The sequence below is a fragment of the Aeromonas sp. L_1B5_3 genome (assembly GCF_963866575.1).
In the GTDB taxonomy this organism is placed as follows: domain Bacteria; phylum Pseudomonadota; class Gammaproteobacteria; order Enterobacterales; family Aeromonadaceae; genus Aeromonas; species Aeromonas jandaei.
The window spans coordinates 19,130-31,654 of sequence record NZ_CAWMDN010000125.1 but is presented as its reverse complement, the minus strand read 5'-3'; the positions used below and the strand labels follow the sequence as shown (position 1 = coordinate 31,654).

The window sequence follows — 12,525 nt, the reverse complement described above, 5'->3', positions numbered from 1 at the left end:
CCGCCTCAGGCCTTCATCACCTTGACGGCGCACTTCTTGTAATCCGTCTCTTTGGAGAGCGGATCGGTGGCGTCCAGGGTCAGCTTGTTGACCAGCTGGCTCGCATCAAAGAAGGGCATGAAGACCAGTCCCTTGGGCGGACGGTTACGACCACGGGTCTCGACCCGGGTTTTCACCTCGCCACGGCGGGAGGAGACAATCACCTCTTCGCCACGGCGCACGCCACGGGCTTTGGCATCGTCCGGGTGCATGAAGAGCACCGCATCCGGGAAGGCGCGATAGAGCTCGGGCACCCGACGGGTCATGGTGCCGGTGTGCCAGTGCTCCAGCACGCGACCGGTGGAGAGCCACAGATCGTACTCTTTATCCGGCGACTCGGCGGCAGGCTCGAACGGCAGGGCGAAGATGACTGCCTTGCCATCGGGTTTGCCATAAAAACGCACCCCCTCGCCCGCTTTCACATAGGGGTCAAACCCTTCGCGATAGCGCCACAGAGTCTCTTTGCCATCCACTACCGGCCAGCGCAGACCGCGCGCCTCGTGGTACTGATCGAACGGCGCCAGATCGTGGCCATGGCCACGACCAAAGGTGGCGTACTCCTCAAACAGACCCTTCTGGACGTAGAAACCGAAGTGCTCGGCTTCGTCGTTCAGCAGCCCTTTGCTCTGCTCTTTCGGGAACTGGTTGACCTGACCGTTGGCATAGAGCACGTCGAACAGGGTTTTGCCCTTCACTTCCGGCATCTTGGCAATCAGCTCAGCCGGCCACACCTCTTCCACCTTGAAGCGCTTGGAGAACTCCATCAGCTGCCACAGGTCGGACTTGGCCCCTTCCGGCGCTTTCACCTGCTGGTGCCAGAACTGGGTCCGGCGCTCGGCATTGCCGTAGGCCCCCTCTTTCTCCACCCACATGGCGGTGGGCAGGATGAGGTCAGCGGCCTGGGCGGTAACAGTCGGGTACGGGTCAGAGACCACGATGAAGTTGCGCGGGTCGCGATAGCCAGGCAGACGATCGGTATTCATGTTGGGACCGGCCTGCATGTTGTTGTTGCACATCACCCAGTAGGCGTTGAGCTTGCCATCCTTGAGCATGCGATCCTGCAGCACGGCGTGGTAACCCACCTGCTCCGGGATGGTGCCTTCCGGCAGTTTCCAGATCTTCTCGGCGATGGCGCGATGCTTGGGATCGGTCACCACCATGTCGGCTGGCAGACGGTGGGCAAAGGTGCCCACTTCCCGCGCAGTGCCGCACGCAGAAGGCTGACCGGTCAGGGAGAAGGGGCCAGAGCCCGGCTCGGAGATCTTGCCGGTGAGCAGGTGGATGTTGTAGCAGAGGTTGTTGGCCCAGACGCCACGGGTATGCTGGTTGAACCCCATAGTCCAGTAAGAGACCACTTTCTTGCTCGGATCGGCATAGAGCTTAGCTAGCTTTTCCAGCTTCTCTTTGGAGACGCCGGAGAGCTTGGAGACAGACTCCACATCGTAGTCGGCCACGAACTTGGCAAACTCTTCGAAGGTCATCGGAGTGGCATCGCCACTGTCCGGATTCTTCGCTTTCTGCTGCAGCGGGTTGGTCGGACGCAGACCATAACCGATGTCGGTGACACCTTTCTTGAACACGGTGTGCTTGTTGACGAAGTCCCAGTTCACCTTGTCGTTCTGGATGATGTAGTTGGCGACATAGTTGAGGATCGCCAGATCGGTCTGGGGCGTGAAGACAATGCCGTTGTCCGCCAGCTCGAAGCTGCGGTGCTCAAAAGTGGAGAGCACGTGCACCTGCACATCCGGATTGGAGAGACGGCGATCGGACATCCGCGACCAGAGGATGGGGTGCATCTCGGCCATGTTGGAGCCCCACAGCACAAACGCATCGGCCTGCTCGATATCGTCGTAGCAGCCCATCGGCTCATCCATACCGAAGGTCCGCATGAAGCCGACGACCGCGGAGGCCATGCAGTGACGGGCATTGGGGTCGATGTTGTTGGTACGGAAACCGGCCTTCATCAGCTTGGCGGCGGCGTAACCTTCCCAGACGGTCCACTGGCCTGAACCGAACATACCGACGGCAGTCGGGCCCTTCTCTTTCAGGGTGGCCTTGAACTTCTCGGCCATGATGTCGAACGCCTGATCCCAGCTGATGGGAGCGAAGTCGCCATCCTTGTCGAACTTGCCGTTCTTCATCCGCAGCATGGGCTGGGTGAGGCGATCCTGACCGTACATGATCTTGGAGAGGAAGTAACCCTTGATGCAGTTGAGGCCACGGTTGACCGGCGCATCGGGGTCGCCCTGAGTCGCCACGACACGACCATCCTGGGAACCGACCAGCACGGAGCAACCGGTACCGCAGAAGCGGCAAGGCGCTTTATCCCAGTGGATGGCAGTCTTGTCGGTACTGGTGATGAGATTGGCCGCCAGGGTGGGGGCACTGACACCGGCCACGGCAGCGGCAGCCGCCACCGCATTGGCCTTCATAAAGTCGCGTCGACTCAGCTTCATGACATATCCTCGCATTGCTTGTCGCGTAAGTTATCGAGTGTATTTAACTGGCGCTCGCTCAAGGCTACGAACCGCATACCAGTGCCTCGTTTTTATCGCATCAACTAGAAACCACTCAGTCAGGTCATGGAGACCCGACTTCACGGCACCTTATTCACTGCTGGGCATCGAGTTCATCGAACTGATGGTAAATCAGGGCGGCAGAAAGCACGCCCGGCATCGCCTGTATCGCATCGATGGCCGTCATGATCGGCCGCTGGCTTGCCCCCTCCAGGGTCACCACCAGCTTGCCTTCGTCAGTGACGGCGTGGATCTCGGCACCGTCGAGGGCCGCGATCTCTTCTGCGAGCTGGTGACGCAAGGTAGGCTGGGTCAGCACCACCAGACTCGAAACATGAAACTCCTGACTCATTGTGACTCCCGGGTCATTCAATGCCTGATTCATTCTGACTCTTCTGCGCTCTGGCCGCCGAGCCATCCACCTTGATGCTGCCAACTGGGCAGTCCTGCACACAGGCACCACAGCCGTTGCAGCTATCGAGTTCAATGACCGGGGTGGGTACCCGCCCCAGTGTCGGAATAAAGCGAATGGCCCGCGGTTCACAGCTGTCCTGACAGCGCTGGCAATAAACCTGGCTATTGGCCAGGCAGTTGGCGGCAATGGACGCCTTGTATTGCCAAGGCGTCTCCGATGCTGGCCGGAACAGCGGCTCCTTGCAGGCGGCAACGCAGTCACCGCAAAAGGTGCACTCGCCGCGCTGAAAATCGACGGTGGGAAAACCGCCCTCGCCGTTTATCAGGATCTGCTCCGGGCAGGCGGCCAGACAATCACCGCAGCGGGTACATCCGGCCGAGAATTGCGACCAGGCCACCGACCAGGGCAGATGCACCGGAGGCTCGGCAACCCGCAAGCGCCCCCGAAACAGGCCACGGCGGGCAAGATCGATCTCTTCCGGCATATTGACTCCCGTTTCAGTGATGAAGGGTGCGGCACGAGTCCTTGATTGGCATTTTCGATACCAATTATAAGAGTGGGTGTATATTGCGGCCCTGACAAGTTAAGGGATATACCACCAGGGAGATAAACAGGGGGGATTTTTGCGCCAGATCAAAGCCTTGGCGCAGAACAAAAAGGGAGGTATCGATGAAAATACCTCCATATGAGGATTGCTATTTAATCAATGGCTATTTTTTGTGGTCAGCCACCGATTGAAGCAAGGTGAGGGGTTGCTCCGGCATTGCCTTCGTGCAAACGGTGGGTGGCACTCTTGCCGCTCAGGGCAGAACGAATCCGCTGTTGCAGCGCCTCCTGCTGCTCGTCTGCAGTTAGCAGATCCCGCAGCTCGACCCCATTGTCGCCAAACAAACAGAGGTGCAGCTTTCCTGCCGAGGAGACTCGCAGCCGGTTGCAACCGGCACAGAAATCCTTGCTGTAGGGCATGATGAGACCCACCCCACCCTGCGATTCCGGATGCATGAATACCTGCGCCGGGCCGTCATCCTTGCCGCGCAGCTGCTGCAGCCAACCACTCTCCAGCAGGCGCTGCTTTATCCCCTCACCGCTGACATGGTGATCGCGAAACAGGGTATCCATCTCGCCGGTCTGCATCAGTTCGATAAAGCGCAGCTCGATGGGCTTGTGCTTGATCCAGTCGAGGAAAGCCTCCAGCTGATAGTCATTAAGCCCTTTGAGGAGCACGGCGTTGATCTTCACCGATTTGAAACCGGCGGCGAGCGCCGCTTCGATCCCCTCCATCACCTCTGCCAGCTTGTTCTCACCGGTGATCTGGTGAAACTGGCGCGGGTCCAGGCTATCGACGCTGACATTCAGCACATTGAGTCCGGCGTCAAACCACTCGCGGGCCCGCTCTTTCAAGCGATAACCATTGGTGGTCATGGCGACTTTTTCAATGCCCGGCGTGGTCGCGATCACATTCACGATCTCGGTGAAATCACGACGCAAGGAGGGCTCGCCGCCGGTAATTCGTACCTTGCGGGTCCCCATGGCAGCAAAGCCATTCACTACGCGGCGGATCTCGTCGAGCGAGAGAAAGGATTTTTGTCCTCCCTTGTGACCTTCCGGAGGGCGATAGCCATCCGGCAGACAGTAGGTGCAACGGAAGTTGCACACATCGGTCACCGAGAGACGCAAATAGTAAAAACGACGGGAAAAACCATCTTCAAGAGGCAACATAAACACCTTTCCAAATACGGGAGGCCAGGGCATTTCTTTCCTGACCCTTACAGCTCGAACATCGGCTGACGGCTGGTTCTCCCCTATCCCAAGGACTTAGGCAGAACCGCTCGGAGTTCATCTAGTTTTTCGATGCTAACACAAGTTGGAGTACACTCCCACGCATCTTGACGACGCCTTGTCACAATTCAGAGGTCAATATCAACATGAGCATGGGACACAGATTCAGAGTCCATTCGGTCAGCAGCGCCATCGGGCGCGCAATGGTATTGATCCTCTTCATGGCCAGCCTTATTGCGGTCGTTGCCATGGTCACCCTCTTCTACTCGGTACCCGATGCCAAGGCGATCAACCTCTCCGGTTCGCTGCGGATGCAGGCTTACCGGATGGCTTACGAAATCGAGCGGGGCGAGAGTGTACTGGGCCGCCTCTCCCAGTTTGAAGAGACGCTGCACGCCGCAGAGCTGCAGGAGACCCAGCGCTGGATCACCCCTGCCTCCCTGCGCCGCACCTACGGCGAAGTGCTCGATCAGTGGCAGGAGATGCGCCAGCACATCGAAAACAGCACTCCCAGACGGTACACCGACAACACCGAGAAGTTTGTGGCGGCCATCGACAATTTCGTCAATCAGATGCAGTACCACGTCGAGTTCAAGGTACGGATGCTGGCACTGGCTGAGGGGCTCGGTCTGCTCGCCATCATCCTCATCGCCTGGTTTACCGTACGCTTTACCCGCAAGCAGGTGGTCGCCCCGCTCAATCAGCTGGTCTATTGTGCCCGCCAGATCCAGCGCCAGGATTTCGATCTGCAACTGCCCAGCCACGGTGAAAACGAGCTGGGGGAGCTGTCGCGCGCCTTTGTCACCATGGCCGACGAATTGGGCAAGCTCTATCGGGAGCTGGAGAACAAGGTGGAGGAGAAAACCGCCAAGCTGCAACAGGCCAACGACACTCTCTCCTTCCTCTACAGCACGGCCCAGAAGCTGCACGCAGCACCGCTCAGCACCCGCACCCTCATCAAGCTGCTGGACAGGGCGGCAGCCCACCAGCATATCGATTACATCCGACTGACCCGCTTCGAAAATAACGCCATGCCGGTCTACACCTCCGGGCGCACCGGCTGGCCCGGCGATCTCGATGCGGTGGCCAGTTTCTATCTGCAGATGGATGATCAGGAGTTTGGCCGGCTCGACATCATCAGCCAGCACCCCATTGACGAGCGGCTGATCAGAAACTTCACCATGCTGCTGGCCCAGGTGCTGCACAAGGATCAGACCCTGCTGCAACACCAGCGGCTACTGCTGATGGAGGAGCGGGCCGTCATCGCCCGCGAACTGCACGACTCGCTGGCACAGGCTCTCTCCTACCTCAAGATCCAGTCCACCCTGCTCAAACGCTCCTACGCCAAGGGGCAACAGGATAAGGCACAGGAGGCGATGCAGCAGATCGACGAAGGGCTCAGCAACGCCTACACCCAGCTGCGCGAGCTGCTCGGTACCTTCCGCCTCACCATTGGTGACGCCAATCTGGGTGAAGCGATCCGGGTAATGCTCGATCAGCTGCAGCCCCAGACCAACGCCGAGATCCGGTTCCACTACGGTCTGGCCGACTCGGATCTTGAAGCGGGCCAGCACATCCATATTCTGCAGCTGATTCGTGAGGCAGTGCTCAACGCCATCAAACATGCCAATGCGCAAGTGATTGATGTTAGCTGTGAGACCCTCGCCAGTGGTAACATTGAGGTTCAGATTTCAGATGACGGTGTCGGTATTGGACTCGCCAGCTCGGCGATTAACCATTACGGCTTGAGTATCATGAACGAACGCGCCAACAAACTGCACGGCCTGTTGACCATCAACGAACAGCAGCCACAAGGCACCCGTGTGCATCTGACTTTTCCCACCAGTCTAGCGAGAGACGCCTGATGGACGAGATGAAATACAGTGTTCTGGTCGTAGATGACCATCCCCTGATGCGCAAAGGGATTGTGCAGTTACTGGCTCTGGAAGAGAACATGGAGGTGATCGGTGAAGCCTCCAACGGTACTGACGCCGTGGCACTGGCCAAGGAGTCCGAGCCGGACCTGATCCTGCTAGATCTCAACATGAAGGGGCTCTCCGGTCTCGATACCCTCAAGGCGCTGCGGGCCGAAGAGGTCACCTCCCGGGTCGTCATCCTGACCGTCTCCGACGCCCGCCAGGATGTGGTCGCCCTGCTCAAGGCCGGTGCCGATGGCTACCTGCTCAAGGACACCGAACCGGATCTGCTGCTGGCCCAACTGGCCGACGTGATGACCGGCAAGCAGATCCTGAGCGAGCCGCTGCGCCCCTACCTCGAGAATATCTACGAGCTGGATCACCTGCAGCAGAAGCTTGAGAGCTTAACGCGTCGCGAAATGCAAATCCTGCGTGAAATTGCAAAAGGCCTCTCCAATAAACAGGTCGCTTCCGTGCTCCATATCTCCGAGGGTACGGTCAAGGTTCATGTGAAGAGCCTGCTGAAGAAACTCGAGGCGCAGAGCCGTGTGGAAGCGGCTGTCATGTATCTTGAGCAGCGTAACTAAACGCCCTCAACCACTCGAAAAGCCACCCTTCGGTGGCTTTTTTCATTCTCTGGCACAGTCGCTGCATTGACCTATTCAGCAACTACTCAATGGAGGATGGAACATGAAACTGCAACCTTTGGCCCTGTTCCCCTTGCCTTCCCACATACTCCCGGGCGGCAAGCTGCCTCTGCGTTTGTTCGAGCCCCGTCATCTGCAGATGCTCAAAGAGTCATTCATCAACGATCAGGGCTTTGGCATCGTGATGGAAGAGTCTACCACCTCGGGACAAGCAGGTCGCATCCTGCCGGTCGGTACCCGGGTCAAGGTGACTGACTTCTACACCCTGAACGATGGGATGCTGGGGATCACCGTACTGGGGCTGGAGCGCTTCTGCATCCACGAGATGGAGACCGATGAGCTGGGACTGCGTCGTGCCAAAGTGGAAACGCTGCCCAACTGGCCCAGCACCCACTCCGATTTCCACGACAAATTGCTGGTGAATCGCCTGCGCGAGGTGTTCGAGCAGTATCCGGAACTTGATGAACTCTACCCGGAAAAGCGCTTTGAAGATGCCGCTTGGCTCTGCCAGCGCTGGCTCGAAATCCTGCCGATGCCGATTTATGAAAAGCAGATGCTGATAGCCAAACAGAACAGCGAAGCGGCTCGCAAATTTCTGCATCGCCTGATTTCACAATGACAAAAACAGCTTTGCAAAATGCAATTATTCCAACAATGAAAATCGAAATTTCGCATTTTGCAAATGAGTAGGAACACAACAAGCCATAACAAGAGAGAGCCGCTGCGCTAAACGGCCAAATTGAACATAAAAGAGTCATTTAAAAGTTGGCACAGATTTTTCATATAGATTTGTACAACCCGATTTATCCCGTGCTCTCTTCAGTATTTGCTGAAGATCTGGTCAACCCACAAAGTTGACCATTTTTTTTATCCGCGCGTCGGCAAACGCTGACCAAAGTGACGCTGCAGGCAGTCACGCAGCCGTGACAAGGTGATCGGCTTGGCGAGAAAATCATCCATCCCCTGCGCCAGACAGCAGGCCTTGTCCTCTGCCATTGCATTGGCCGTCAACGCGACGATGGGCATGGTGTAACCCATCTCCCGCAGCCGTCTGGTCGCCTCCAGCCCGTCCATCTGCGGCATCCGCATATCCATCAGGATCAGATCCGGCTGCTGTTGCTCCACTTGCGCCAGCGCATCCAGCCCATTGACGGCCAACCGGACATGGCTCACCAGTTTTTGCAGCATCAGTGACACCACCAGCTGATTGACCGGACTATCCTCCACCACCAGCACATCGAGCGGCAGCAGGGCGGGAGCACTCTCTTCCCGCGCTGGCTGGCAGTGACAGGGCAGCGCCATGTTGCTGAGCTCAAACCAGAAGCAACTCCCCTTGCCTGGCTCACTCTCCAGCCGGATCTCCCCACCCATCAGGGAAACCAGCCGCTTGCTGATGGCAAGGCCAAGGCCGGTCCCCGAGAAGCGACGGGTGGCCGAGTTATCAACCTGCGAGAAGGGTTCAAAAAGCTGGGCCTGATCCTCCGGGGCAATCCCGATCCCGGTATCACTCACCGAAACCCGCAATTTCTCCTCATGCCAACTCAGCCGCAGGGTCACCCTCCCCTCATCGGTAAATTTGAGGGCGTTGTCGAGCAGATTGCCAATCACTTGGGAGAGCCGCATCGGGTCTCCCTGCAACTCCCCGGGCACCACATCGTCTACTTCACAGCACAACTCGATCCCCTTGGCATCGGCCCTTGCCTGCAGCGGCTCGATAAGCGACTGACAGAGGCGTTCTGTCTGCATCGTCTCGCAGTGAAATACCAGGGTCTGGGATTCGATTTTCGAGAAGTCGAGCACATCATCGATAATGGTTTGCAGCAGTCTGGCCGAATGGGTCGCGTGACGCAGCAGGCTCTGCTGATCCGGTGCCAGCTCGGCATGTAGCAAGAGATCGAGCATGCCCAGCACCGCGTTCATCGGAGAGCGGATCTCGTGGGTCATCATGGCCAGAAACTGGGATTTGGCGCGGTTGGCCGCCTCGGCCTCGTCCCGCGCCCGAGCCAGCTCCTCCTCACGCCGGATCTGGCTGCTGATGTCCCGGGCAGTGCCGCGATAGCCGATAAAGTTGTGCTCTTCATCAAAGCTGGGCTCGGCGCTCACCTCCATCCAGCAAGGTCCTCCCTGCAGAGCGACCTGCATCCGCACTGCGCGAACCGGCTGACGCTGTTCCAGCAATTCGAGGTAGACGTTGGCTTCCCGGCTGCCCTTGTTGCAAACATAGTCATAGAGGGTCGGCCGGGTAGAGAGTGGCATCTGCTCATCAAGATAGCCGGGCTCGGAGGCGTAGCTGAGTCTGTGCTCGGCATCCGTCTCCCAAAACCAGTCCGACGCCATGGCGGCAAAACTGCGAAAACGGCGCTTGCTGGCCTGCAGCGCCTCGGTCTTGGCCGCAACTTGCTCCTGCAAGCGGGCCCGATAAGTGATGTTGACCAGTGCCTGCGAGATGAGCGGGCGGCAGCGCTGCATCGCCGCCTTGCTGGTGAGGTCGAACGTGCCGGCACGGGAGTGGCGGCAGATGATGGTGGCGCTGAATCCTGGGGCCTGCAGCCCGGTGAGCATCAGGCTCGCCCATCCCGGAACTGCAGCGAGATCCGACAACTCCGGCAACTGGGAAGGGTCGTAGATCACCAGCGTCTCTCCCGCTATCGCCCGGCCAAATGCCGGTGTCATGGCCCAGTTACGTCCCTGCTCCACAGGATCGGTTGTGAGATGGGTGACCCCTGCTTTTCCTTCCCAGGCCACCACATCCGCATGCTCAAACCCGATAAAGGGCTTAAGAACCTGAATGAGGCTCTCCAGCACCTGCTCCGGCGTCTGGGCATCGGCCAGTGTCGCAACCCCGCTCAACAGGGTCTGGGATTCATGCCGGTATTTGGCCTCGCGCTCACGACAACGCATCAGATCGACCAGAGTGGTCTGCAGTTTGTCGCCTAGAGCTTCCAGTTCGCTGTTGCCAATCATCTTGTTGCCTGTTCTCTAACGGGTCAGGAAGATCACGCTCGATACCATCAGGTTGCCGTGAGCCAGCTCACCGTGGGGCAGCCGCCCCTGCTCGCCGAACGTAAAGGGAGTGATAAAAGGGATCTTGCCGAGACGAGCACGGCTCTGTTCGACAAACTCGCACAACATATCACCAAGCGCCAAACGACAACCAGCACAAAAGATGATAAGCGCGCCGATAGGCTGCAATTCCACATCGACACCATAGCCCGGCTCGATCCGGATTGCATTGAGGCTACGTTGCAACAATCCCTCCTGACTGCTGTACATCAGGAGCAACCGTTCGCCCGGCGCCACGTCGGTAAAGAGGCGCAAGCCTCCCTGCTCGGTAACCGCCTCCGGATGAGAGAGCTTGTAATAGGGAATGCCATCGAGGGAGCCCACCTGACGAGCCAGTGGATTAAGCGTGGTTTCGCGCAAGATGGGGCCCACAGGCCAGGGGGACTCGCGCCCGCACCAACGGGCATAGACCTCTGCGGCAGGCTGGTGATCAATAGTCAGCACCTCCCGCCCATGGCCGGCAGTGATCTCGCCGCTGCATTCGGCGGGGACGTAGCCGGAGTGAAACTGAAACGCGAGCTGGCAGTCGGGATAGAGCACCGCCAGCACGATGCCATCGCCGGTCATCGACTCATCCCAACAGAGTTGCCAGTTGCCGCTGACACTGTTGTCAGCTGCAGAGCCCCCCACCACGGGTACGGATGCACCCAACTCTGCCTCAATGCCGGCCAGCAACCCCTCCTCCTGGCCGGGACTGGCATGAAAGAGGATAAGCTGGGGCAACTCGCCGGGTCGGCCACAATCACTCATGGCGCGACGCAGCAACTGCCTCACATCGACCTGACTACCGCTGGCCCCTGCTATGCCGTAGGCACCCGCCTCATCGTAAAACGCCGCGACAGCGAGACCATATCCCTGTCTGGCATGATGGCCCACTTCGGTCATCACCCCGCCGCAGGAGCTGCACCCCAGCACACGGGTGGTCGGGAATTGGCGTTTTAGCTCGGAACAGACTATCTCGCCCTCATGGGCCTCGGTAAAATAGATCAGCAACAGGGAGGGAGCCTGCATGGAATGGTGGCGCAGTCGCGCACAGATCTCTTGAGCCGCCAACGCTGAGCTTTCAGCGAGGGAGTGAACGGTCAGAAATTTCAACACCATCTCCTTGTCGTATTAACGGATGCCAGTCGCAAGCAAAAATCATACCCTTATCAAACAATTACCTCGATTCACTTGCTAATATAGCGGTCAACTGAGACCAATGACAGGATGCCTTCATGTGGCAGAAAAACATCAATGACTTCGAGCGGGTCGTAGCCATCGGTGGTGGCCACGGTATGGGACGAGTGCTCTCATCCCTCTCGTTCTTGGGTCAACGCCTGACCGGCATAGTCACCACAACAGATGATGGTGGCTCCACCGGACGCCTGCGCAAGAGCCAGGATTGCATTGCCTGGGGCGATCTTCGCAACTGCCTCAATCAGCTGGTGACCGATCCCAGCATCGGCAGCATGCTGTTTGAATATCGCTTCGCCGGCCGGGGTGAACTGGCGGGACACAACCTCGGCAACCTGATGTTGCTGGCACTCGATAACCTCTGCGTCCGTCCTCTTGATGCTATCAAGCTGATCAGCGACATGCTCAAAATCGAGTCACAATTGCTACCCATGTCTGAATTTCCGACCGATCTTTGCGCCAACATGGAGTGTGGCACCCGGATCCTGGGAGAGGTCTCGATTGACCAGCTCGCCTCCCCACCGCTCTCCCTTGGCCTGATGCCCGAAGTGCAGGCCACCAGAGAGGCGGTACAGGCGCTGCAACAGGCGGATATGGTCATACTCGGACCGGGCAGTTTTCTCACCTCCATCATGCCCCCCTTGCTGCTGGCCGAGATCTCCCAGGCCATCAGCGAGAGCAACGCCATGGTGGTCTTTATCTGCAATCTGGTAGCGGAGAAAGGGCCAGCTGGCCAGCTTGATCTGAAGAGCCAGTGTCGCTGGCTGGAATCAAGAATAGGTCAGGGACGGATTGACGCCATCCTCGCCCCCAGCGAGGCCGGAGGAGCAGGGGAGTGGCAAGGCAAACTGATCGAGGCGGAGTTGGGGGAGAGCGAATTGCCTCACCGCCACGATCGCTTGAAGCTGAAACTTGCGCTGGACAGAGTGATCCAGCATCTGCTCAACGCACGCTGATTAATCTGCATGCGCCGA

Annotated in this window: 10 protein-coding genes and 1 riboswitch; of the genes, 4 read left to right on the top strand and 6 right to left on the bottom strand. The window is 58.4% G+C overall.

What is annotated here, in order from left to right; genetic code table 11:
* Nucleotides 1–5: 5 nt before the first annotated feature.
* From napA to moaA, 4 genes are all read right to left on the bottom strand, one after another.
* Nucleotides 6–2,495: a nitrate reductase catalytic subunit NapA gene (napA, locus tag AACR93_RS15375; protein ID WP_043851229.1), complete on the bottom strand. Its 2,490-nt coding sequence runs from the start codon at nt 2,493–2,495 to the stop codon at nt 6–8.
* Between the two features lie 154 nt (nt 2,496–2,649).
* A complete protein-coding gene (locus AACR93_RS15370; protein WP_043851228.1) occupies nt 2,650–2,907 on the bottom strand; it encodes a chaperone NapD in 258 nt (85 codons plus the stop codon).
* A gap of 13 nt (nt 2,908–2,920) precedes the next feature.
* Nucleotides 2,921–3,454: a ferredoxin-type protein NapF gene (gene napF, locus AACR93_RS15365; protein WP_043851227.1), complete on the bottom strand. Its 534-nt coding sequence runs from the start codon at nt 3,452–3,454 to the stop codon at nt 2,921–2,923.
* 239 nt (nt 3,455–3,693) lie between these two features.
* The gene (gene moaA / locus AACR93_RS15360; protein ID WP_043851265.1) at nt 3,694–4,689 is read right to left on the bottom strand and encodes a GTP 3',8-cyclase MoaA; all 996 of its coding nucleotides are present in this window, start codon (nt 4,687–4,689) and stop codon (nt 3,694–3,696) included.
* A riboswitch (molybdenum cofactor riboswitch) is annotated at nt 4,677–4,817 on the bottom strand. It overlaps the preceding gene by 13 nt.
* 84 nt (nt 4,818–4,901) lie before the next feature.
* Here moaA and narQ point away from each other — a divergent pair.
* The 3 genes from narQ (at nt 4,902) to AACR93_RS15345 (ending at nt 7,931) form a co-directional block, all read left to right on the top strand.
* A complete protein-coding gene (narQ, locus tag AACR93_RS15355; protein WP_041208739.1) occupies nt 4,902–6,614 on the top strand; it encodes a nitrate/nitrite two-component system sensor histidine kinase NarQ in 1,713 nt (570 codons plus the stop codon).
* A complete protein-coding gene (gene narL / locus AACR93_RS15350; protein WP_033114985.1) occupies nt 6,614–7,252 on the top strand; it encodes a two-component system response regulator NarL in 639 nt (212 codons plus the stop codon). The genes narQ and narL overlap by 1 nt, the downstream gene beginning before the upstream one ends.
* Nucleotides 7,253–7,355: 103 nt before the next feature.
* On the top strand, nt 7,356–7,931 hold the full coding sequence (locus tag AACR93_RS15345) for an LON peptidase substrate-binding domain-containing protein (RefSeq protein WP_033114984.1): 576 nt from the start codon (nt 7,356–7,358) through the stop codon (nt 7,929–7,931).
* 248 nt (nt 7,932–8,179) lie between these two features.
* On the opposite strand, the gene AACR93_RS15340 is transcribed toward AACR93_RS15345, so the two are convergent.
* Both AACR93_RS15340 and AACR93_RS15335 read right to left on the bottom strand, forming a co-directional pair.
* Complete coding sequence (locus AACR93_RS15340) at nt 8,180–10,276, bottom strand: PAS domain-containing hybrid sensor histidine kinase/response regulator (protein ID WP_043851226.1); 2,097 nt, start codon at nt 10,274–10,276, stop codon at nt 8,180–8,182.
* 15 nt (nt 10,277–10,291) lie between these two features.
* A complete protein-coding gene (locus AACR93_RS15335) occupies nt 10,292–11,476 on the bottom strand; it encodes an FIST signal transduction protein (protein WP_043851225.1) in 1,185 nt (394 codons plus the stop codon).
* Between the two features lie 116 nt (nt 11,477–11,592).
* On the opposite strand from AACR93_RS15335, the gene AACR93_RS15330 reads away from it, so the two are divergent.
* Entirely contained in the window at nt 11,593–12,507 is a 915-nt protein-coding gene (locus AACR93_RS15330) for a gluconeogenesis factor YvcK family protein (RefSeq protein ID WP_043851224.1), read from the top strand.
* The last annotated feature ends 18 nt before the right edge of the window (nt 12,508–12,525 follow it).